The sequence below is a fragment of the Nonomuraea sp. NPDC050404 genome, assembly GCF_040655495.1.
Classification (GTDB): Bacteria; Actinomycetota; Actinomycetes; order Streptosporangiales; family Streptosporangiaceae; genus Nonomuraea.
Genome location: NZ_JBFAKB010000001.1, coordinates 66,202 through 87,424 on the forward strand (window position 1 = coordinate 66,202; position 21,223 = coordinate 87,424).

The 21,223-nt window shown below is 70.6% G+C and carries 23 protein-coding genes and 1 pseudogene; 11 read left to right on the forward strand and 13 right to left on the reverse strand.

Going from position 1 to position 21,223, the window contains the following annotated elements:
* Positions 1 to 865 precede the first annotated feature (865 nt).
* Together AB0I81_RS00285 and AB0I81_RS00290 are read left to right on the forward strand one after the other, a co-directional pair.
* Positions 866 to 2,077, forward strand: a complete 1,212-nt coding sequence (locus tag AB0I81_RS00285) for a beta-propeller fold lactonase family protein (RefSeq protein ID WP_360647357.1) — start codon at positions 866 to 868, stop codon at positions 2,075 to 2,077.
* Between the two features lie 292 nt (positions 2,078 to 2,369).
* Positions 2,370 to 2,810 carry a transposase gene (locus AB0I81_RS00290; RefSeq protein ID WP_360647360.1) on the forward strand — a complete coding sequence of 147 codons (441 nt, stop codon included), beginning with the start codon at positions 2,370 to 2,372 and terminating at the stop codon, positions 2,808 to 2,810.
* Here the strand turns inward: AB0I81_RS00290 and AB0I81_RS00295 are convergent.
* The gene (locus AB0I81_RS00295; RefSeq protein ID WP_360647363.1) at positions 2,751 to 3,248 is read right to left on the reverse strand and encodes an ArsI/CadI family heavy metal resistance metalloenzyme; all 498 of its coding nucleotides are present in this window, start codon (positions 3,246 to 3,248) and stop codon (positions 2,751 to 2,753) included. The two genes, AB0I81_RS00290 and AB0I81_RS00295, sit on opposite strands and share 60 nt — an antisense overlap.
* A gap of 85 nt (positions 3,249 to 3,333) precedes the next feature.
* On the opposite strand from AB0I81_RS00295, the gene AB0I81_RS00300 reads away from it, so the two are divergent.
* Genes AB0I81_RS00300 through AB0I81_RS00315 form a run of 4 tightly spaced genes read left to right on the forward strand, consistent with a single transcriptional unit; the run spans position 3,334 to position 5,250 of the window.
* Positions 3,334 to 3,717, forward strand: coding sequence for a metalloregulator ArsR/SmtB family transcription factor (locus tag AB0I81_RS00300; RefSeq protein WP_360647366.1), 384 nt, complete (start codon positions 3,334 to 3,336; stop codon positions 3,715 to 3,717).
* Positions 3,714 to 4,469: an aquaporin gene (locus AB0I81_RS00305; protein ID WP_360647369.1), complete on the forward strand. Its 756-nt coding sequence runs from the start codon at positions 3,714 to 3,716 to the stop codon at positions 4,467 to 4,469. Before AB0I81_RS00300 ends, AB0I81_RS00305 begins: the two co-directional genes overlap by 4 nt.
* An 8-nt stretch (positions 4,470 to 4,477) precedes the next feature.
* Positions 4,478 to 4,924 carry an arsenate reductase ArsC gene (locus AB0I81_RS00310; RefSeq protein WP_360647372.1) on the forward strand — a complete coding sequence of 149 codons (447 nt, stop codon included), beginning with the start codon at positions 4,478 to 4,480 and terminating at the stop codon, positions 4,922 to 4,924.
* Positions 4,921 to 5,250 (forward strand): hypothetical protein, encoded by a 330-nt coding sequence (locus AB0I81_RS00315; RefSeq protein WP_360647375.1) that lies wholly within the window; start codon positions 4,921 to 4,923, stop codon positions 5,248 to 5,250. The genes AB0I81_RS00310 and AB0I81_RS00315 overlap by 4 nt, the downstream gene beginning before the upstream one ends.
* Before the next feature lie 445 nt (positions 5,251 to 5,695).
* On the opposite strand, the gene AB0I81_RS00320 is transcribed toward AB0I81_RS00315, so the two are convergent.
* The 3 genes from AB0I81_RS00320 to AB0I81_RS00330 form a co-directional block, all read right to left on the reverse strand.
* Positions 5,696 to 6,040 (reverse strand): hypothetical protein, encoded by a 345-nt coding sequence (locus AB0I81_RS00320; protein WP_360647378.1) that lies wholly within the window; start codon positions 6,038 to 6,040, stop codon positions 5,696 to 5,698.
* A 3-nt stretch (positions 6,041 to 6,043) separates the two neighbouring features.
* The gene (locus tag AB0I81_RS00325) at positions 6,044 to 6,328 is read right to left on the reverse strand and encodes a hypothetical protein (protein WP_360647381.1); all 285 of its coding nucleotides are present in this window, start codon (positions 6,326 to 6,328) and stop codon (positions 6,044 to 6,046) included.
* 216 nt (positions 6,329 to 6,544) lie between these two features.
* A complete protein-coding gene (locus AB0I81_RS00330; protein ID WP_360647384.1) occupies positions 6,545 to 7,564 on the reverse strand; it encodes a LacI family DNA-binding transcriptional regulator in 1,020 nt (339 codons plus the stop codon).
* A 31-nt stretch (positions 7,565 to 7,595) separates the two neighbouring features.
* Between AB0I81_RS00330 and AB0I81_RS00335 the strand changes: the two genes are divergently transcribed.
* The gene (locus AB0I81_RS00335) at positions 7,596 to 8,942 is read left to right on the forward strand and encodes an MFS transporter (RefSeq protein ID WP_360647387.1); all 1,347 of its coding nucleotides are present in this window, start codon (positions 7,596 to 7,598) and stop codon (positions 8,940 to 8,942) included.
* A gap of 5 nt (positions 8,943 to 8,947) precedes the next feature.
* On the opposite strand, the gene AB0I81_RS00340 is transcribed toward AB0I81_RS00335, so the two are convergent.
* From AB0I81_RS00340 to AB0I81_RS00350, 3 genes are all read right to left on the reverse strand, one after another.
* Positions 8,948 to 9,163, reverse strand: coding sequence for a hypothetical protein (locus AB0I81_RS00340; RefSeq protein WP_360647390.1), 216 nt, complete (start codon positions 9,161 to 9,163; stop codon positions 8,948 to 8,950).
* A gap of 95 nt (positions 9,164 to 9,258) precedes the next feature.
* On the reverse strand, positions 9,259 to 9,621 hold the full coding sequence (locus AB0I81_RS00345) for a hypothetical protein (protein ID WP_360647393.1): 363 nt from the start codon (positions 9,619 to 9,621) through the stop codon (positions 9,259 to 9,261).
* 576 nt (positions 9,622 to 10,197) lie between these two features.
* Complete coding sequence (locus AB0I81_RS00350) at positions 10,198 to 10,599, reverse strand: helix-turn-helix domain-containing protein (protein ID WP_360647396.1); 402 nt, start codon at positions 10,597 to 10,599, stop codon at positions 10,198 to 10,200.
* Positions 10,600 to 10,655: 56 nt separating this feature from the next.
* Here AB0I81_RS00350 and AB0I81_RS00355 point away from each other — a divergent pair, with 56 nt between their 5' ends.
* Positions 10,656 to 11,873, forward strand: coding sequence for an MFS transporter (locus AB0I81_RS00355; RefSeq protein ID WP_360647399.1), 1,218 nt, complete (start codon positions 10,656 to 10,658; stop codon positions 11,871 to 11,873).
* A gap of 90 nt (positions 11,874 to 11,963) precedes the next feature.
* On the opposite strand, the pseudogene AB0I81_RS00360 reads toward AB0I81_RS00355, so the two are convergent.
* Positions 11,964 to 12,296, reverse strand: a pseudogene (locus tag AB0I81_RS00360) (chlorophyllase); the annotation flags it as partial.
* A 172-nt stretch (positions 12,297 to 12,468) separates the two neighbouring features.
* Positions 12,469 to 13,056 carry a TetR/AcrR family transcriptional regulator gene (locus AB0I81_RS00365; RefSeq protein ID WP_360647402.1) on the reverse strand — a complete coding sequence of 196 codons (588 nt, stop codon included), beginning with the start codon at positions 13,054 to 13,056 and terminating at the stop codon, positions 12,469 to 12,471.
* A gap of 221 nt (positions 13,057 to 13,277) precedes the next feature.
* On the opposite strand from AB0I81_RS00365, the gene AB0I81_RS00370 reads away from it, so the two are divergent.
* Complete coding sequence (locus tag AB0I81_RS00370) at positions 13,278 to 14,780, forward strand: MFS transporter (protein ID WP_360647405.1); 1,503 nt, start codon at positions 13,278 to 13,280, stop codon at positions 14,778 to 14,780.
* Between the two features lie 160 nt (positions 14,781 to 14,940).
* Here the strand turns inward: AB0I81_RS00370 and AB0I81_RS00375 are convergent, their stop codons facing one another.
* From AB0I81_RS00375 to AB0I81_RS00385, 3 genes are all read right to left on the reverse strand, one after another.
* Positions 14,941 to 15,477 carry a serine hydrolase domain-containing protein gene (locus AB0I81_RS00375; RefSeq protein ID WP_360647408.1) on the reverse strand — a complete coding sequence of 179 codons (537 nt, stop codon included), beginning with the start codon at positions 15,475 to 15,477 and terminating at the stop codon, positions 14,941 to 14,943.
* A 241-nt stretch (positions 15,478 to 15,718) separates the two neighbouring features.
* Positions 15,719 to 17,161 (reverse strand): S41 family peptidase, encoded by a 1,443-nt coding sequence (locus AB0I81_RS00380; RefSeq protein WP_360647410.1) that lies wholly within the window; start codon positions 17,159 to 17,161, stop codon positions 15,719 to 15,721.
* A 56-nt stretch (positions 17,162 to 17,217) separates the two neighbouring features.
* Positions 17,218 to 18,312, reverse strand: coding sequence for a serine hydrolase domain-containing protein (locus AB0I81_RS00385; protein ID WP_360647413.1), 1,095 nt, complete (start codon positions 18,310 to 18,312; stop codon positions 17,218 to 17,220).
* A gap of 118 nt (positions 18,313 to 18,430) precedes the next feature.
* On the opposite strand from AB0I81_RS00385, the gene AB0I81_RS00390 reads away from it, so the two are divergent.
* Both AB0I81_RS00390 and AB0I81_RS00395 read left to right on the forward strand, forming a co-directional pair.
* Entirely contained in the window at positions 18,431 to 19,087 is a 657-nt protein-coding gene (locus AB0I81_RS00390; RefSeq protein ID WP_360647416.1) for a response regulator transcription factor, read from the forward strand.
* Entirely contained in the window at positions 19,084 to 20,331 is a 1,248-nt protein-coding gene (locus tag AB0I81_RS00395) for a HAMP domain-containing sensor histidine kinase (RefSeq protein ID WP_360647419.1), read from the forward strand. The genes AB0I81_RS00390 and AB0I81_RS00395 overlap by 4 nt, the downstream gene beginning before the upstream one ends.
* Before the next feature lie 295 nt (positions 20,332 to 20,626).
* Here the strand turns inward: AB0I81_RS00395 and AB0I81_RS00400 are convergent, their stop codons facing one another.
* Positions 20,627 to 21,211: a hypothetical protein gene (locus AB0I81_RS00400; RefSeq protein WP_360647422.1), complete on the reverse strand. Its 585-nt coding sequence runs from the start codon at positions 21,209 to 21,211 to the stop codon at positions 20,627 to 20,629.
* Positions 21,212 to 21,223 lie beyond the last annotated feature (12 nt).

Consider the following 21,223-nt stretch of genomic DNA (forward strand, 5'->3'; position numbering starts at 1 on the left):
TGTCGCTCCTCTTCTGTATAACCTCTGCTAGGCAAGTTGCGGACACGCTGACGGGGGTGGCCCAAGTGTCGGCCGGCGGGTGTCTCTGGCCCGTGATAAGCGTCGATCGCGGGACAAGGTCACCTCAAACGGCAGGAGGGCCCTTGTTGCTCGCTGGTATCGCTATTGGCTGCCAGTCCCGAGGCCGGGCACACTGCCGAGCTCACCGTCGCTGAAGTACCGGATTACGAAGTGCGACATCCACTGGGGAGGCGTGGCGATATCCAGGCCCAGAACGGTCTGACCAACCTTTGGCGTCCAACGGCCGGTGTCTGCGCGGGCCTGCTGGGCGTGCTCACCCCCAGGTCCCCCAGCCGCTGATGCGCCTGTTCATTTTCATGGAACGCAGGTTCCACCATGAAACCCCCTCACCATGTACAGGTCCTCACGCGCGGATTTTCCGTTTGAGCTGGCAGATCATCTGCCGATATGTAGCCTGACTACAGGTATTAACGCCATTAACGGTCTGGGCCGCCACCCAGCCATCACCGTGCGCGCGACCACGGATTGCCCGGTGATGCGACTGGGAATGGCGCTCGGCGCGATCGTCCCCGTCGTTTGGATCAGAACGGGACAGCGACTGCACCCCCGCACGACGAAGCCGGAAGACCCGCCGTACCCGTCAGGGACCCTGCGGTCTCGGCGCGTCCGGCCGGGGCATCCGACCGTACGGCCTTGCAGGCCGACGGCATTGGGCCGCTGCCCGCTCAGTCATGCGTTGTGGGGCGAGGGGATCACCGTCGTGAGCCCGCATGCGCGTGAAGCCGCGTTGAAGCCGCGGCCGTGTTCGACTGCCAGCCTGCGGACATCCCGGATGGGAGAGACCATGCGCTCAACGCGTTCCCCGCAACGGCCCGCCACGCCCCGATCGCGCCCGCTCCGACTGTTCCTGGGCCGACCGTGCCTGGCACTGGCCGCGCTCGCCGTGCTGGCCGCGAGCATGCTGCTCGCCGGTGCGCCGGCCGGTGCCGTCGCCGCCGGCCGCACCCTCTACGTCACCAACGGCGACTCCAACGACATCTCGCTGTTCCGGCTCGGCTCGACGGGAAAGCCGGTGCTCGAACCGCCGCTCATGCCGACCGGGCAGCAGCCGCGCCAGCTCCAGTTCTCCGGCGACGGCCGCACCGCCTACGTCGCCACGGCGCTGGACGACAGCGTCCACCAGTACCGCGTCGGCGACGACGGCAGGCTCACCGTGCTCGCGCCTCCCGTCCGTACGGGCGACTTCCCGTTCGGCAGCCTCGTCGCGACGTCGGGCAGGACCTTCTACACCGCCAACACCGCTGACGGCACCGTGTCGGCGTTCTCAATCGGCCTCGACGGCCGCCTGAACGAACTCGGCGAACCGGTCGCCACCGGCGAGAACAGCCCGCGCGGCCTCGCCATGACCCCCGGCGGCCGTTTCCTGTACGTCAGCCACGGCCGCCCGGCGATCACCGAGGATGACGTTGAGCCGCCCGGCCTCGTCGTCATCTTCGCGGTGGGTCCGAAGGGCGAGCTGAGCAGGGTCGGCAAGCCCGTGGAGGTCGAGCGGGGCGGGCTCGGCATGTCGGTCACCCCTGACGGGCGTTTCCTCTACGTGGCCTGCGAGGTGCTGACGAGCGTGTCGGATCGCCAGCTCTTCGGCTTCGCCATCGGCGCGGACGGCTCGCTCACGCCCGTGCCGGGCTCGCCGTACCGTGCGCCCGACGTGCCCATCAGCACGGCCGTCACCCACGACGGCAAGCACCTCTACGTCACCAGCGGTGGCCTGAACGCCAACCCCGACATCGCCACCAAGGTGTGGGGCTTCGCCATCGCCGCCGACGGCTCACTGGAGCCGGTGCCCCATGCCCCGTTCGAGGCGGGACGCGGCCCGGTCGGCATCGCGCTGGGCCCCGACGGGCGGCGGGCCTACGTCAGCACGCTGCGCTCGGAACTGCTCACGTTCGCCGTCGAGGCGAACGGCGACCTGACGCTGATCCACGGCCCGATCAAGACCGCCGGCCTGCGGCCGCTGTTCCAGTCCGTGGCCATCGGTGGGCTCGGGCCACACTGACACGTGATGCCGGTGTCGAGTCCTCCGAGGTGTTGTCCCGGTTCCGGAACGACGTCTATGCCTGCCTCAGGGCGCGGGCCGATGCGTTGTTCGAGCTGGCTGATGCGGTGTTGTGCGAGCCTGGGACCGGTGCACTCGCAGGTGGGCCCGTCCTTGTCGCCGGAGTACCGGCGCGGGCATGGCGCCTTGTACAGCGGGCTCAACCACGGCCGGATCGACGTGGAAACGACTGCGGCAGGTGCCGGCCGGACTACCGTTACCGCGCTGACCGGACTGGCGGATCGTGCTGGCGGTGGAGGTGTCTCCGTGGCTGCGCACAGACGCGCCCTGCTCGGCCGAGCGACTGTTGTGCCACGTGTACGGCCGGGCCAAAAGCGCCTCGCAGTTCATCCCGGGCTGGCCGTACTCCTTCGTCGCGGCGCCGGAGATGGGCCGCACCTCGTGGACGGCACCGCTGGATACGGTGCGGCTGAGGCCAGCCGATGATGCCACCGCCGTCACCGCCGCCCAGCTCCGGGGAGCCATCGAGCGGCTGATCGCGGCGGGGCAATGGCACAGCGGGGACACCGCCATCTGGAGCTGGGAGCCGCCGTCCCCGGTGGTGCGCCGCAGTGAGTCACCGGCGGGCGCGGGTGTCTGCGCGCCCCGCCGGGCGGGGGTGTCAGCAGCAGGCCTACCCCTGGGTCTGCCCAGCGCCCTGGGCCGCCTCGGCCAGGTCCGGCCCCGCGGTTGACGCTGCGGTCGTCGCGTCGTCCGCCGAGGGCGTGGCGCAGCAGATGGAGTCGGGCTGCTTGGTCAGGGTGTCGGCGTCGGCCTTGACCACGTATACCTCCCATGGCTCGGCGCCCGGGCCGTGCACCCACACCTTGTCCTGCAGCGCGTAGCAGCAGGAGGTGTCGTTCTCCTCGAAGGTGGCCAGCCCGGCGTCCTTCAGCCGCTGGGTGGCGGCGGTGACCTGGGCGGTGTCCTCGACCTCGACGCCGAGGTGGTCGATGCGGGTGTCCTCGCCGGCCTCGCCCTCGATGAGGACAAGCTTGAGCGGGGGCTCGGCGATGGCGAAGTTGGCGTAGCCGGGGCGGCGCTTGGCCGGTTCGGCGCCGAACAGCTTGGAGTAGAAGGCGATCGAGCCTTCCAGGTCGGCGACGCGGAGGGCGAGCTGAACACGGGACATGACGATCTCCCATCACATTGTTTCGACAAACATCTAAGCAGTGCCGAGTTTGCGCCACTGCTTAGGAATCTGTCAAATTAGATGCATGTCGAAGCGAGAGTTGCCGGTGCTGCCCTCCGGGTGCTGCGCGCCGCTGGTCGCCGAGCCGGTGGGCGAGGCGGAGGCGGCCGAACTGGCACGGGTGTTCAAGGCGCTGGGCGATCCGATCCGGGTACGGCTGCTGTCGCTGGTCGGCGCGCACCAGGGCGGCCTGCACGAGGGCGAGGGGGTGTGCGTGTGCGACCTGACCGTCGCCTTCACGGTGACCGCGCCCACGATCTCGCACCACCTGAAGGTGCTGCGCGAGGCCGGGCTGATCGACAGCCGGCGGCGCGGCACCTGGGTCTACTACTGGATCATCCCGGCCGCGCTCAAGCGCCTGACCGGCGTGCTCGCCCTGCCCGAGACGCTCGCCGCGGGCCCCGGGTGAGCCCGACCCCCGCGAAGAACCCGGTGAGCCTGACCCGCCGGGCGCTGGCCGAGCTGGTCGGCACCGCCGCCCTGGTGACCGTGGTGGTTGGCTCCGGCATCATGGCGGCCGAGCTGTCGCCCGACGCCGGCGTGCGACTACTGGCCAACAGCCTGGCCACCACGGCGGGCCTGGCCGTGCTCATCACCGTCCTCGGACCGGTGTCCGGCGCGCACTTCAACCCGCTCGTCTCCCTCGCGGCCTGGCTGCTGACCCGCCGGCACGCGGTGGCCGCCGTGCGCGGCCGGGACCTGGCCGCCTACCTGCCCGCCCAGGCGGGCGGAGCCGTCGCCGGAGCCATGCTGGCCAACGCGATGTACGCGCTGCCCGCCCTGCAACTCTCAGCCCAGGACCGCTCGGCGCCGCACCTGCTGCTGGGCGAGATGGTGGCCAGCGCCGGACTCATCGTGGTCATCTTCGCCCTGGCCCGGCAGGGCCGCGACGCGCTGACGCCGGTCGCGGTCGGCGGCTACATCGGCGCCGCCTACTGGTTCACCTCCAGCACCAGTTTCGCCAACCCCGCCGTCACCCTCGGCCGGGCCGTCACCGACACCTTCGCCGGAATCGCCCCCGCCTCGGTGCCCGGCTTCGTCGCCGCCCAGCTCGCCGGGGCGGCACTCGGCGGCCTGCTCCTGACCGCCCTGTTCCCGAACACCCCGCGGCCCGCCCCTGACGCCGTACGCCCGGCGGTCACCGCCGACCTGCCCCGATAGGAGAACACATGTCCGACCAGCCCGCCCCACCGCAGGTGCCGGCGCTGCCGCAGGTGTTGTTCGTGTGCGTGCACAACGCCGGCCGCTCCCAGATGGCCGCCGCCTTCCTCACCCACCTGGCCGGCGACCGCATCCGCGTGCGCTCGGCCGGATCCGCGCCCGCCGACCAGGTGAACCCCGCCGTGGTGACGGCGATGGCCGAGGCCGGCATCGACCTCACCGGCGAGATCCCCAAGGTGCTCACCGCCGACGCCGTCGCCGCCAGCGACGTGGTCATCACCATGGGCTGCGGCGACGCCTGCCCCGTCGTCCCCGGCAAACGCTATGAGGACTGGGTGCTGGACGACCCGGCCGGGCAAGGCGTCGAGGCCGTACGACCGATCCGGGACGCGATCGAGACCCGCGTGCGCGCCCTGATCGACGACCTCACCACCACGCCCGCAACGACCAGGTGAGCAACCCCGCGCACAACGACGTGACCACGCGCGGGCCCCTGATCGCGCCCATGACGGCCGAGCACGCCGAGCAGGTGCCGGCCATCTGCCAGCTCGGCATCGACGAGGGCCAGGCCACCTTCGAGACCACCGCCCCGACCTGGCCGCAGTTCGACGCGGCCAAGCTGCCCGGCCACCGCCACGTCGCCCTCGACGGCGCATCGGGCCGGGTCCTCGGCTGGGTCGCCACCTCGGCCGTCTCAGCGTGCGCCTGCTACGCCGGGGTGGCCGAGCGCTCGATCCACATCCACCCCGGCGCTACTGCAGGCGCTGATCGCCTCCACTGAAGCCGCGGGCATCTGGGCCATCCAGTCCGGGATCTTTCCCGAGAACACCGCCAGCCTGGCCCTGTACGTCCGCGCCGGGTTCCGGACGATCGGCCTGCGTGAGCGCATCGGAACCCGTTCGGGGTGCGGTACATCGCCCTGCTGGCCTGCTGGGCAGTAGGTATGCCTTGTCGTCCTCAAGATCAACTGATGACGGTGGGGCTGCTCTGGAACATGCCGAGCAGGTCCGTTACGGTCGAACAGACTGCGGCCATGGTGCTCACAAGTCCCACGGATGGAAGACGCCGTCTGAAGCTTTGGCAGTCAGCCCGCGTCCGCCCCGGACGCCGCTCACGTACACGACTCCAACGCTCGGCGGACGTCACTGGCCGTGCGGAGGAATCACCCGCAGGAACGCCGCGAGGGCCGGGGCCTCGCAAAGGGGTCCGGCCCTCGCGGGCGCGCTTCAGGCGATCAGGTTGACAAAGTGCCGGTCGCTGTCGCCCAGGTCGACGAGCCGGGTGCCGACGCTGCGGGACGGGGTCACCCCGATGCCTATGCAGGAGTCGAAGGCATGGTTGACGACCATGATGTAGTTGCTGTCGCTGGTCCATACCGCGCCGTTGGCGGCTTCGGCGTAGAAGGTCGCGTAACGGTTGCCGGTGTTGAGGACGTGGACCTCCCCGCCGGGGTCTATGCACCACCAGCCGCGGGTGCCCCACTGTCCGTAGTTCCGGCAACCGTCGGGGCTGAAGAACATGATGGCGATGCAGATCTTGGAGGTGTATCTGTTACGGAAGTGCAGTTGCATCGGTTACTGCCGCCCCTCGTCTTCGGCGAACCGCTGGGCGAGCGGCCGCGTGTCACCGTCTCCTCGTCCTGCGGGCGGCAGGGCCGCCGTCCTGCCCGGAATCTCCGCGGCCTCGGGGGGTGTCGCGGCGGCGACTCCGGGGGACTCGGAGCTCTCCCTCACGGTGGCGCCCGGGTCCGCAGTGGGGGCCGTAGTGGGGGTGGTGGTCGGGGCTGAAGACGGGGCGGGGGTCGAGAGGTCGAAGGCGGACGTCGTGGCGGGCGGCGGTTCAGGGACGGTTGTGGCCATACTGCGGCACCCTTTCAGCGCTCAGCGGAGATGAAGGAACGCCTGCGGTCGTCCTCGTGCCAGCGACGGCCGCGAGCCAGGAATAGCACTCTCAGTATTCAACGCGGCACAGATCGCCATCAAGCGAGTTTCGGGCCGGCCCCTGCATAGCTCCAAGAGAGTGGCTCTCTGTACGATCTCAAGGACTTCAGCCCCCTGCACTGTGCGACTACGTGGTCAATGGCCGGTGATGGTCCACGGGATCTCCCGGTTGTCCAGCCGGTCGGGGTCGAGTGCGCCCTGCGCGCAGCGGCGGCCCTGGTCGCGCAGCGAGTTCGTGACCGAGGTGATGCCGATCCGCCGGCCGGCCGGTGAGGCGTCCCAGCCGAGGTAGGCGGCCTGCGGGCAGGTCTCCCTGAGTGCCTGGTGGGCGCCCAGGGCGAGCTCGTCGCTCATGGCGATGACGAGCGCGCCGGGGGCGAGCCCAGGGGCGAGGTCGCGCGCCGCCGCGGCGCCGTCCTGCTGGGTGTTGCGGGCCACGACGACGACCGGGGTGCCGGCCCAGCTCAGCCCGGCCCGCTCGATCGCGGTGCGGTAGCCGCGCAGGCGCGCGTCGGTGACGGGGAACGGCACATGGGGCGGCAGGCCGGCGCCGGTCGTGACCATGCGGCTTCGGTCGCGGTCGAGCGGGAAGGAGATCACCACCGGCGTACGGCCCTCGCGCAGCCCATGGGAGGCGACGGCGAGGGCGGCCCCGTAGTCGTCCTGGGTGACGCACGCCAGCCCCTGGCGCCCCGGCCCGCCCTGGATGACGGCGGGGCGGGGGTCCTCGGCGACCGCGGCCAGCACCGGATCGTCCGCGGCGGTGGTCCACAGCACGAAGCCGTCCACCGCCGCCGACAGCACCCGGCCCGCGTCGGCGGCGTCTCCTCGCGTGGGGATGAACGTCAGGCCCCGGCCCTGCTCGACGCAGACCTCCGCGACCCCGGCCAGGAACCGCGCCGCCGCCGGGTCGTCGAAGGCGTAGGCCAGGTGTTCGCTGAAGACGACCCCGAGCTGGTGCGTCCGGCCGGATTTCAGCGCGCGGCCCACGGCGTCGGGACGGTAGCCCAGCTCGTCGGCCGCGCGCCGCACGCGGTCGCGGGTGGCGGCCGCGACCCGGGCGGGCCGGGTGAAGGCGTAGGAGGCGGTCATGGGCGACACCCCCGCACGGGCCGCCACGTCCTTCAACGTCACGCGTCTGCGGTTGTTCGGCACGGGACCATCCTATTTGTGTAGCGTTACACAAATGTCGACAGTGATCATTCGTCCCGCGCGGACGCTGCGTGCCGCCCCGTTCCTGGCCTTCGCCGGCTTCGGCGCCTTCTGGGGGGTGTGGGGCGCCGGCCTGCCCCTGCTGCGCGCCCAGGCCGGGGTGAGCGACGCACGGTTCGGCGTCGCGCTGCTGCTCGTGGGCCTCGGAGCGCTGCCCGCCATGCTGCTGACCGGGCGGCTCGTCGACGCGCTCGGGCTGCGGGTCGCCGGGGTGCTGCTCGTGCTGCTGGGTGCCCTGGGCGTCGTGCTGTCCCTCGCGTCGGTGAGCTATGCCGGGTTGTGCGCGGGCATTCTCGCGGTGGGAGCCGGTTCGGGAGCGGCCGATGTGGCGATCAACACGCTGGCGGCGACGGTCGAGAAGCGGACCGGACGGCCCGTGGTGGCCCGGTCGCACGCGGCGTTCTCCGCCACGGTCGCGGTCGCCAGCCTGGGCGCGGGGGCGCTCACCACGATGGCGGGCGGCCTGCTGGTGATCTTCACCGCCGCCGCCGTGATCGTGATGGCGCTCGGCCTGGCGGTCATCGCCGCGACCCGCTCGACCGCAGCCCAGACAACCGCCCCGGAAGCCGCTCAGGAAACCGCCCGGGAAGTCGCCCGGGAAGTCGCCCGGGAAACCGCCCGGGAAGTCGCCCGGAAAACCGCCCGGGAAGCCGCGCAGGAAACCGCCCGGGAAGTCGTCCGGGAAGTCGTCCGGGAAGCCGCTCAGGAAACCGCCGGAGCAGGAAGCCGGGATGTGCCGGCGCGTCGCGCCGGTCGGGTGCCGTGGCGGGTCGCCCTGCTGGTCATCGGCATGATCGGCGCGCTGGCGTTCGCGGCCGAGAACGCGTACCAGACCTGGGCCGCCGTCCTGCTGACCGACGCGTTCACCGCCGCGCCCGCGCTGGCCGCCGTCGCGCCCGCCGCGTTCGCCACGACCTCCGCCCTGGCCCGCCTCACCTTCGCCACGGCCACGTTGCGCCACCCGGTCGCCACGCTGGTCGCGGGCGGTGTCATCGCCACGGCCGGCGGCGTCCTGACCGCGTCCGCGGTCACTCTGCCGCTCGCCCTGACGGGCATCGTCGCGGCGGCCGTAGGCACCTCGGCGCTCTACCCCACCCTCCTGTCGTACGGGTTGCGCCCCGTCCCCGACGCCTCACGGGGACGGGCCACCTCCACCATCTCCACGGTCGCCTACCTCGGCTACCTCGCGGGACCGGCGTACTTCGGCCTGCTCGCCGACGCCATGGGCGTGCAGCGGGCGTTCACCGGTGTCGCCGCGTTGACCGCCCTGTTTCTGGCGACGCTCCCGGTGCTGGCGGCGTTGAAGTCCCAGAGTCGGTGAGGGGGTCAGCGGGCGGCCGGGGTGCCGTTGCCCGCCGAACGGATTCCCGCGCCGACGCGTACCGCGTAGTAGTTGGAGCGGAACCGGTCGAAGATCGTGTTGTCCCCCAGTTGCCCGTGTGAGCGCGGCCAGGGCCACCGGATGAGACGGTCGCTACGGAGTGGGCCGTACCACCGGTGACAGGAGGCCGTGCGGGAGCCAGCCGCCGGCGAATTGGCCATTGTCGATCTGCACCCAGTCGCCGGAGCAGCCTTTGAGGCCGGCGGGGAACCCGGTGGCGTGTTGCGGGGGATCCGCCGATGGGCGGCCCCGTACGTCAGGTGACGGTGATGGTCATCCCGTCGGTCGCGGTGTAGCCGGAGGCGTCCGGGTCGTCCTCGCAGTAGCCCATGACTTCGTGAGTGCCCTTGGGCGTGGCGGCGGCCACTGTCCGTGTCACCGTGGCCGTGCCGTCGGTCAGCGTCACCTCGCCGCCGCCGAAGGAGGTCGGCCCGTCGATGATCCCCCTGGCGGTCGTGGACGCGCACGTCAAGGTGATCGTCACGGGCTGGCCTCCCTTGACGTCGAGGGGCGTCACGTCGATCTCGCCTTGTGCGTGTGCGATGGGCGAACCGGCCGCAGCCGCGAGAACGCCTGCGCTGAGCGCCGTCACCAGCACCGCGATCACTCGCGTGTACATTCGGACCTCCCTCGTTGCCCGCCGTGCCCGGTGCGGTGCCGCAGCCCGGCCTCGGCGGTGGCCTTGACGAACCCGGCGGGCCGCCGATCGCCCGCCGGCCCCCTTGACGCACTCGATGACGTCCGCCGATTCCGCCGTGGCGCTGCTGCCGGTGGTCAGGGCGCAGGCCGAGAAGGAACGACAGACGACGGAGTCCATGCGAGCATCTCCGAGCGTGCGGACTTTTCCTGCTCCGTCCAGGATGACCGCACCGGCCGGGGGCACGGGCAATGACGACACGAGGTCCTGCCCAAAGAGCCTTTGACAGCGGCTGGCAACGGCGATCCAAACCACAAATGTGGCCAGGCAAGGACAGGAACAAGACGGTGCACGCACGCCGGCCGGAGGCATCGCCGGGAGCTCCATGGTGCGCGCGATGGGCATCATCACCGCCCGGGGGCTCGTGCGAGTCCTTCTACACCAAGCTGTCCGGGGTGCGGGCCTGGGACTCGTCCATCACCATGCCTGTGCACTGACGGCCGCAGGACGTGCCGGCGATGCCCAAGGGTGAGGAGCTCTGGTATCGCCAGCCGATGGTCAAGGGCGCGCAAGGATGGGGGCGTCGCCCGACGCGGGTTCCCGCAGCGCGTCGGCTCGGGCGCGGGCGCGTTCGATGTCGGGGACGTGGCTCTCGGCCCATTCCCGGACGGCACGCAGGGGTGTCAGCAGTGACCGGCCGAGGCCGGTGAGGGCGTACTCGACATGCGGAGGGTTCGCCGGAGTCTCCGTGCGGGAGACCAGGCCGTCGTACTCCATCGCGCGGAGCGTCTCGGTGAGCGCCTTCGGTGTGATCCCCCGGATGCGCGCCTTGAGCTCGGTGAATCGCATCGGCCCGTTGTCCAGCGCGTTGACGATGAACACGGTCCAGCGCGCCCCGATCCGGTGCAGAACGGTGCGACTGGGGCAGGTCGCGGCCATGACGTTGTACGCCTTACCCATGCACGACTCCCGGTAGCGTTGTAGATACCGGTATAGAATCTATACCGTCCCGGGTTGTGTCCATTCCCGATTGCACATCGAAAGCTCGGCACGGCCGTTTCGTCGCGGCGATCATCATCGACTCGATCGGCACCGGTGTCTTCGTCCCCGTTTCCCTGCTGTACTTCCTGGCCACGACGCCGCTGACGCTGGTGCAGGTCGGCGCGGCACTGACGACGGCCGGGCTGCTGGCGCTCCCGGCGGGCCCTCTGGCCGGAGGACTGGTCGACCGGTACGGCGCCAAACCGGTGCTGCAGGCGGCGAACCTGGCCCAGGCGCTCGGCTTCGCCGGCTATCTCCTCGTTGACCAGACATGGCAGATCGCCATCTGCGCCTGGCTGAACAGTGCCGGGCGGGCAGTGTCCTTCAGCTGCTACGGCGCGATCGTCACGGCGCTGGCCGCGCCCGGCCGGCGCGAGCGCTGGTTCGGCCTTCTGGGGTCGGTACGCAACCTCGGCTACGCACTCGGCGGCCTCCTCTCCGCCGTCGCGGTCGGTTTCGGCACGCACGGCATCTACGCCGGGATCGTGCTCGTCAACGCCCTGTCCTATGTCGCCGCCTTCGTTCTGATGCGCGCCGTGCCGAACGTCCGCGCCGAGGCGGGCCAGGACGCCGCCGGAGGCTGGGGGCACGTGCTCCGGGACCGGCGGTACCTGTCGCTGGTCGCGCATCAACTGTGCTTCGCGATCTCCCTGTTCGCCCTCAACGTCGCGATACCGGTCTACGCCGTGGAGGTGCTGGGACTGCCCGGCTGGACCGCCGGCGCGGCCTTCACGCTCAACACCCTGATGGTCGGCTTCGGCCAGGGCGTCGTCCTCAGGTGGCTGAGCGGGCGGATCCGCAGCCGCGTCCTCGTCGCCGGACACGCCTGCTTCGCGGCCGGCTACCTCCTGTTCCTCGCCGCCGACCACGTGGCCGCGCTCGCCCTCGCGGTCGGCATCGTGCTGCTCGGTGCAGGCAGCTACACCTTCGGTGAGATCCTCGGCGGCCCCATCACGTCGACCGTCGCCGCGGAGAGCGCCCCAGACGCTCTCCGCGGCCGGTACCTGGCCCTCAACCAGCTCGCCGTGACCGTCGCGGGAGCGGTCGCTCCGGCCGCGCTGTCCGGGTTACTGTCCGCCGGGGCAGCCACGATCTGGCTGACCCTGGCCGGCGTCAGCGCCCTCGGAGCCATGCTCGCCACCGCGATCGGCAGAGTGGTGCCGGCGGCGCGGAGCCGCATCGGAGCTTCCTAAAGACGGGCCCACGACCAGCGGGCGGGCTTCACTTGGAGTCGATCCGGCCCATCGGGGTGGCCCTGTCCGACAACGCCTCCCGCGCCGCCGCCCAGCCAAGGAGTGCCCGGCGGCGGCGATGCGGCTGCGGTCGAGCCGCCCGCTGAGACCGGGTACGGCGGCTTCCACAGATCGAGCTGGTCGAGAACGCGCTTCATTCATGTCCTCGACGCGGTAGCGCCAGACCCGGCGTGCGCGGGGATCGTCCGGGGCGAGGCTCACCCTTCTGGAGTCGAGGTGGGTGGGCTGGATCACCACGAAGCCGTGCGCGGCCCAGAAATCGCTCAGGGGGCCGTAGCCGTCCAGCGACGAGCCGTACCCGTGCGAGAAGAGGATGATCGGCAGGTCGCGCCCGGTCGCCGGCACGGACACCCTCACCCGCAGCGCCCGCCACCGCCATCCCCGCGGGCCGGTCCCCCGCGGGGCTGCCGGTGGGAGTGCAGCTCATCGGCCCGATGTTCGAGGACCGCACGCCCCTGCGGCCGGCCGAACTGCTCAAGCGGAAGGTTGGCGGCTTCCACGTACCGAAATAAAGCCATAGTGCCGGGCGTGCAGATCAGTCTCCTGCCCGCACAACGGTGCCGGCCGTTCCGGGCTCCTGTGCGGGCAGCCCGCGCAGCAGTACGTCGAGGAAGAGGTCGAAGCGGGGTGCGTCGGGGCCGAGGTCGTGGCCCATCTGCTGGGCCCCGAGCCACTGCACGACGCCCAACCCGAAGATGTGCCAGCTCTGCACGGCCAGGTCGTCGGAGACTCCGGCGAGCTTGAACGCCGACACGACGCAGTCGCGCAGCCGGCTGAAGGCGTGCGGGTTGTGGCGGTGCGGCATCGCCACGTGGGCCGCGTAGCCGGGTACGGCGAGAAACTGGTCGTGCATCCTCCAGGCGAGCTCCGACAGCCACTCGCGCCAGGTGCCGGCGGTGGGCCCGGCCGTGGGGAGGATGCGTTCGACGACGACCTCGCTGACGAGGTCGAGGAGCTCGTCACGGTTGCCGACCCACCGGTAGAGGGCCGAGTGGGAGACGCCGAGCCGCTCCGCGATGTCGCGCATGGTCACGGTCCGCAGGTCGCAGCCGAGCGCGGCCTCCACGATCTGCTCGCGGCTCAGTCGCGCGGGGCGGCCGAGCTTGGGTGTCCTCGCCTTCACGGAGCCAGTCTATGGGCCGTCCAAGCCAACTTAGTGACCAATGGTCTTAAATGAGTTAGGCTCCCCTTGCTTATCACAGAGGAGGCAGGAGTGAGTCGAACCATCGAGCCCGCGTTCGCGCCATGGCCGTCGGTAGTCCTTGACGTATCACCCTTCGCGGCCGTGCTCACGACGCCCGAGGGCGGGCCGCGTAAGGCGCCGGACAGCAAGGAGGGACACTGATGTGGGTCGCCGCCGCCCTGACCGCCGCGGCCATGTTCGTCACACGCAAGCTCCGGCGAGACGGCGCGCGCCGGCCCGCCGCAGGCGGAACGCCGGTGCTGCTGCTCGCGGCCTGCGGCGTGGCGGTCGCGCAGACGATCGTGCTCGCCGCGCTGACGGTGTTCGCCGGTGAACTCGACGTGTCCGCGACGGGTGCCACCTGGCTCCTGACCGCCTTCATGCTCGCCTCCGCGGTGGCGACGCCGGTGGCGGGGCGGCTCGGTGACCAGTTCGGCCACCGTCGTGTCCTCCTCATCGGGCTCGCGCTACTGCTGGCCGGCTCGGTGGTGGCCGCGGTGAGCACCTCGCTGGGCTCCTACCCCGGGGTCCTGACGGGCCGGGTGCTGCAGGGGCTCTCCGGCGGGGTCTTCCCCTGCGCCTTCGGGCTGGCCCGGCAGACCGTTCCCGCCGAGCGACTGGGAGGCGTCGTCGCGGCGCTCAGCGCGATGTTCGGCTTCGGCGGGGCGCTCGGCATGGTCGCCGCCGGTCCGCTCGTCGATGTCACCGGTCCCGCGTCGCTCTTCTGGCTCGTCGCCGTGCTGGCCCTGCTCGCCCTGGCCGGGGTGGTCCGCGTGCCGTCGCCGGTCACGTCCGCCGCCCGGCCCGGCCGGGTCGATCTGGCGGGTGCGGTCCTGCTCACGGGCGCGCTGGTCGCCCTTCTGCTCGCTGTCAGCCAGGGCCGCGCATGGGGGTGGTCGTCGCCGGGCATCCTCACGCTGTTCGTCGCCGCGGTCGTGTTCGCCGCCGCGTTCGGGCTGGTCGAGCGACGCGTCGCGGCACCGCTGGTCGACCTGCGGCTCCTGGTCGGGCCGCGGCTGCTCACCACGAACATCGCCACGCTGGTCGTGGCCGTGGGGATGTTCGCGGCGGTCACCCTCCTTCCGTTGTTCGTCCAGACACCCACAACTCTCGGGTACGGCTTCGGCTACTCCCCCGCCCAGACCGGGCTCGTGATGGTCCCGATGGCCGTCTGCATGCTCATCGCGGCGCCGCTCGCAGCGCGGATCACCCGTTCCTTGGGCGCGAAGGCCGCTTTCCGGGCGGGCGCGGTCCTGGCGGCGGTCGCGCTGGGAGGGCTGGGCGTGTCACATGAGCACATCGCGGAGCTGCTCATCTGGTGCGCTCTTCTGGGTCTGGCCTACGGTCTTGCCTTCGCCTCGCTCGGCGGCCTGGTCGTCGGGGCCATCGGCCAGGAGGCGACCGGCGCGGCCACGGGGATCAACACCATCCTGCGCACCGTCGGCGGCGCCGTCGGCTCTGTGCTCGCGGCCGTGATCGTGTCATCGGCGGCCGTCCCCGGACAGCCGCCGGCGGAATGGGGATACACCGCCGCGTTCGTCGTCTCCGGCGCGATCGCACTCTGCGCAGCCGCCGTGACCGCCACTCGTCGTGCCGGCGACGCACAGCCCGGGCGCCGTACGCGGCGACGGTCAGCGGCTCAGCCGGAAAATGATCGGCTGTAGTTCGCGGTTGGCCGTGACGCCACCCGAGGAGGTGAGACCCACGAACGTTGTTTCGATGTGGGTGCTCCCCCTTCCCGTCACGGTCGGGCGATTGACGTAGGTGTCGCCGGGAGTGCCACGCCGACCAGGCACTCCCGAAAGGCAACACCTCTGTGCACGCTCAGGGTCGCGCGCCCTTCATGTTCGACGTGATCATCGTCGCCGCGTCAGCACCAGGAGCACTGCGATCCATGACGGCGCCGGCCAACTTGGCCAGATCACCCGCCGTAGACCAGAAAGCACCGCCCGCCCCCGCATTGCCATGATCACGCCACGGATCCATGCCCGGACCATTCCGCGCCCAGCCCGCGGCATGACGAGCCGGAAGATCCTCCTCAGGGCGCAGAACGGCGGTCGATGTCATCCCCAGCGGATCCAGCGGACCCCTGCGAAGAAGATCGGGATACGTCGTACCAGAACGCTCGGCCAACGCCAGACCCAGCACAGCCATACCCAGATCCGAGTACGCGCCCTCACCCCGGCCCTCCGACCCGACCGCCGCCGCATCGGCCACCACCTCACCAGGCCCGGCCTCACCGTACGGACTACGACCGGTGTAGGAACTCAGCAGAACACCGGCCAGAAGCGACGGCGTCATACGCTGACGCGGGGTCAGGAGTGCCGCCAGGAAGAGGCGGTCTTCGGGGGTGAATCTCACCCCGTCCCCGAGAACTTCCCGGGGGCCAGTTCCTTCAGATATTCATATGAGGCACGCCAGTCATCTCGTGCGGGAACAGTGGCCGCGGCGGCGGCCCGCGCGCGACCGATCGTCCGCTCGGAACGAGCGCCACCAGCAGCGCTCCGCCGGCAAAGGCCCTACGGCTGACAACCATGGAGAGAATCCTTACAAGAGTGCATGGACAGGGGACTGCATCGCGCGGTTGCCGCCGAGGCCCCGTCTATCGGGCGGCGGAGAGCAGGGACAGGGCCTTGGCCATCGCCGGGTCGCGGCGCTGGCGCAGGTCCTTCGCGGTCAGCGGCAGGTAGTGGTCGGGTGCCACGCCGATGCCGTTGATCAGTTCGCGGTTGGGGCCCACCTGGTAGGCCGCGGGTAGAGACAGCGTGCTGCCGTCGTCGAGGGTGAACATGCGGGCGGGTCCCGACACCATGCCCGACGTACGCGACCCGATCAGCGGCCCGACCTTGAGGTCCTTGACCGCGGCGGAGAAGGCGTCGCAGGCCGAGGCGCAGATGCCGTCGATGAGCACGGCCAGGGGCAGGCCGAGCAGCGGGACCGCGTCGTCGGTGCGGTTGGGGGAACACGTGTCGTCGGGGGCGCAGTCGTAACTGTGCACCTTGCCGTGGACGAGGCTGCTGAGCAGCTTGACGACCTCGGCGGACGAGCCGCCGTTGGTGCCGCGCAGGTCCAGGACGAGGCCACGCAGTGCCTTGTCCTCGCGCAGTCCGGCGATGGCGGCCAGGACCTGGTCCGCGGTCCCGGGCTGGAAGCCGGTGAGTTTGATCGCGGCCACGTCGCCGTCGAGCCGGCGGGCCGTCACGGGCGGCGTCGTGGGCGTGAACACCTTCGGGCGCAGCGTCGTCTTCCTGACGCGGCCGGTGGAGGGGTCGAGCAGCGTCAGCCGCACCGCATTCGGCCGGTCAGTGGAGTATTCGGGGTTGAGCAGGTTCATGACGCCGCTGGACAAGACACCGTCCACGAAGACGGGCGCGCCGTTGACGGACTGCACGATCTCGCCCGGACGGATCCGGGCGGCGGCGGCCGGGCCTCCCTGCACGGCGTTGACGAACAACGGAGCCATCGCCTTCTGCGGTGCCCGGTAGGTGATCGAATAGCCGGGTGAGGTGGTGAAGCCGAGCCCGTAGGTCTCACCCGGCCCACCGGGTGGTCGCGCCCGGCGGCCCCACCGCGAATGGTTGTCGTGCAGGCTGCCCACCATGGCCTTGATCGTCGCCCCGGCCACGGCCTGCCGCAGCGCGGAGTCGTCCGGCAGTTCGGCCACCACCCGCTCGTACACGGCCGCGAATGCGTCCAGGTCGGTCATGCGGTCCCCTGCCAGCGGCGGCATCGCGGCGTCGGGCCGGTCGGCGCCGCGACGGTTCAGCTCCTCGGTGAGCCCGGCGAACCCGGCCGCGAGCACCACCCGGTGGTCGAGCCGCTCACGGCCGTAGAAGCCGGTGAAGATGCAGGCGTACGCCTGCTTGATGGTGCTCAGGCCGGTGGCGACGGGTCGGCTTGGCTTGGCGTCGCACACGGCCGCCTGGCTGCCCGTGGCGGTCCCGGTCCGGGAGGCTGCCCCGATCCGCCCGTTCACCGCGGCGCAGGACGTCGCCAGTGTCAGGACGCCGGTGCAGGCCAGCGCGGTCAGCAGTGAACGCTTCACGTTGACGGTTTCCCTCACTCGTGGACGCAGGTCGCGTTGATGGACGGCACCGGTTGTCAGCTGGGGCAGAGCATGGTTGCGGCGGCCTTGTTCATGGCGTCGTTGACGGGCATGGCCCGCTGGTTGTCGATCTTCAACGTGGTGGACACCGCGAACTGGAGCCGGCCATCGGATGAGGTGTAAGTCACGGCCAGGAAACCAGGGCCGCTGCCCGCAGCCGCCGCGACCGTTCCGCCACACAGATCGGGCCGCGGCTGTCCCGCCGCTCTTTGCAGGTCCGCCGGCAGCAACCGGCCCTGGTTGAGCGCCCGGTAGAAGGCGCTGAGGTCGTGGGAGGTGGAGACGACCCCTCCGGCCGCGCCGCCGAAGCTCGCGTTCTGCCGGTCGATGTCACGCGGCCTGCCCTTGTCGTCGGGGTAGTAGCCGTGCCCGTGCGGGCCCTTGATCCCCTGAGGGGGCTTGGTGGTCAGATAGGTGTGCTTCATCCCCAGAGGCCGGAAAAGACGCCGGTCCAGCTCGGCGGACAGGCTGCGGCCGGTCACCTTTTCGGCGATCAGGCCGAGGAGGACGTAGTTGGTGTTGGAGTAGGCGAATCCCGCGCCCGGCTCCCCCGTGCGAGAGACCTTGCGCGACGCCTTCACCAGATCGATCGGGGAATAGTAGGTCGTGAAGTCGAAGGGGTCGGCGAACTTCCCGGAGGCGAAGAAGTCAGGGACGCCGGAGCTGTGGCGGAGCAACTGCTGGACGGTGATCTCGCCGGCCCGCTCGACCAGATCTTGCCGCGCCACCTGCGGCAGAACGTCGGCCAGCTGGTCATCCAGACTGAGCTTGCCCTCCTTGACCAACTGCAGCACCACCGTGGCCGTCATCAGCTTGGTCTGGGATCCGACCCGGTAACGGGAAGCGGGGGGAATGCGCCCGCCCTTGCCGCCGAGCAGGCGCGTTCCCGCGCTCCCCTTGTCCACCCGCTTGCCGTCGACGTACACCTCGCCGATGGCGCCCACCACCCCGTCGGTCTTGGCCAGGCTTTCGATCGCCTGCTGGACGTTTCCCAGCCGGGCCTGGTCGGCTGCGAGTGCGGGTGCGTGGAGACCCAACGCCAGCATGACGGAGGCCAGCCCGGTCGTGCCGGCCGTTCGTGCACGGCTCATTTCCTGTGATCCTCTCTACGGAAACTTCGAGGGTGATCACATCTACCGGCCGGCACATATCGGCAGGCGATCGCCGGACCATATGCGGTCCATATGCGGACGTTGCGATACTTCCCGGATGCGTGTGCTCCTGGTCGAAGACGAGCAGCCCCTGGCCGGTTACATCCAGGCCGGGCTGCGCAAGCACGGCTTCACCGTCGACGTCGCCCTGGACGGCCGGAGCGCCCTGGACAAGTGCGAGATCACCCCGTACGAGGTGGTGGTCCTGGACCGCGACCTGCCCGTCGTGCACGGCGATACGGTGTGCCGCCGGCTTGCCCAGCGGGGCGGGTCGCGGGTGCTGATGCTGACCGCGTCCGACGCCGTGCAGGACCGGGTCGGCGGGCTGATGCTGGGCGCCGACGACTACCTGGGCAAGCCGTTCGCCTTCTCCGAGCTGGTCGCCCGCGTGCACGCCCTGATACGGCGCAGCGCTCCGGCCCGCCCACCGGTGCTGCGCGCCGGCGACGTGATGCTGGATCCGGCCCGGCGCGGCGCCGAGCGGGACGGCCGGCTGCTGCGCCTGACCCCCAAGGAGTTCGGCGTGCTGGAGCAGCTGCTGGCCGCCGGCGGCGACGTGGTCAGCGCGGAAACGCTCCTGGAGCGGGTATGGGACGAGCACGCCGACCCGTTCACCAACGCGGTGCGGATCACCGTCGGCACGCTGCGCCGCAAGCTCGGCGACCCGCCGCTGATCGAGACCGTCATCGGCGCCGGCTACCGGATCGGCCCGTGAGGCTGACGGCCCGAGCCCGGCTCGCCCTGCTGCAGACCGTCCTGGTGCTGGCTGCCGGGGCCGCGCTGACCGGTCTCACCTATCTGCTGATGCGGCGCCGCGCGTACTTCACCCGGCTGGACCCGACCGGCCCGGACCCCTCGGGCGTACCCTCGCCGATGCCGGCACCGTCCGAGGACCTGCGAGCCTTCGCCGACCGGGTGCAGACCGACACCCTGTCCGCGCTGCTGTCCCAGGCCGGTTTGGCGCTCATCGTGGTGACCGCGCTGGCCGCCGCGCTGAGCTGGCTGGTGGCCGGACGAGTGCTGCGGCCGATCCGCGTCATCTCCGCCACGGCCCAGCGGCTGTCGGCCGAGAATCTCACCGAGCGGGTCCCCGTCACCACACCCGCCGACGAGTTGTCGGCACTGGCCGGCACGGTCAACGACATGCTGGACCGCATCCAGCACGGCGTCGCCGAGCGCGACCGGATCCTGGACAGCCAGCGGCTGTTCACCGCCAACGCCGCCCACGAGCTGCGCACCCCGCTGACCACCGCGCGCACCGCCATCGACGTCACCCTGGACGGACACCCAAGCCGCGCCGACCTGCTCACCATGGCCGGCGATGTGCGCGACGCCGTCGCCCACATGCAGCGCGTCCTGAACGGGCTGCTGCTGCTGGCCCGCAGCCAAGCCGGGTCCGGCGCGCGTGAGACGGCCGACCTGGCCGCCATCGCGGCAGCCGCCCTCGACACAGTCGAGGGGCGGGCGGCAACCGCAGGCATAGCCATACGCTCCGGGCTGCGGCCCGCACCGGTCACCGGCGAGCCCGTCCTGCTGGAACGGGTGATCGGCAACCTGGTCGACAACGCGCTCCGCCACAACCACGCCGACGGGCACCTCATCGTCGATACGTACACAGCGGGCGCACGCGCCGTCCTGCGGATCTGCAACACCGGCCGCGAGATCATACCCGAGGAGGCGCAGGCGTTGCTGGAGCCGTTCGTGCACGGGCAGGGCAGCCGCATCCGAACCGACGGCCAGGGACTGGGCCTGGGACTGTCCATCGTGCGCGCTATCACCCTCGCCCACGGAGGACACATCGCGATCACGGCCCGCCCAGGTGGCGGCCTCGACATCACCATCGACCTCCCGGCGCAACTCAAGCGACCACAGAGCGGCCGGCACGACGACACACTGCGGTCACCGCTTACATTCGGAATCCACCATGCGCGCGGCACCACCAAGGAGCCGTCCCGCTGAAATGAACGCACCCGGCGCCTACGGGTCATCACCGGTCGAAGGAACGCAGCGGCCGGTCACCGTTCCCCCAGCCTCGTTGCAGCGGCTGAGCCCCAAGCCTGAAGTGATCCCTGCTCACGGCGTCTCTGTCATCACGCAGCTTTACTTTGCTGCTGGTGACGCCGACCCGAGTGGGGAGCTCAGAAGGCCCAGAGTTCACGCGAACTGAAGGTTCTTCAGCGGGAACTCACGTGGCTTCGGCATCTCAAGGCCTGTTTGCCTCGTGGGTTCAGCGCATTGAACGTCGCAAAGAGTGTCAGCGGAGAGCGGCTTCGACCGCGTCCGGCAGAGCAGTGTCGGTGATGACCAGGTCGTCGCCCAGGTTGAGAATGCGCACCTCACCGTGATCGAGTTCGAGCCGCAGGCCGATCTCGGTCTCGATCCGGTGGTCGATGATGCGGTGAACGGCTCGGATTGACTGGCCGATGAATCGGCTCATCAGAAAGTTCTCTGCGGCGGGACCGACGGTGACCTGGCCGTACTCGTCCATGTCATAGGAGTCGTGTGGTTGATCGAGCGTCAGCTCGAGCGAGGCGTCGGGGGCGGTGTGGAAGCGGACCGGACCGAGATCGCTCAGGTGTAACCACATGTGCACCAGCGAGGCTTGATCATCGCTGGGATGGGTGTGCCAGGACGTCGTCACCTGGAGCAGCCTTTTGCTGACGAACTCATCCGCGGGGATCACGACGCCTATGGTGTCACGGTGGCCGCAGACGCCTCCCGCGAGGAACTTCTGCTCCGAGGTGTCACCCTGTCTATTTTCCGGCTGCGGTAGTTGAGATAGCCTTGTGATCATCTCGCTGACTATCGCTCGGTTATCGAGGTCGCCGGTGCCGGTCACCACTACATCGGG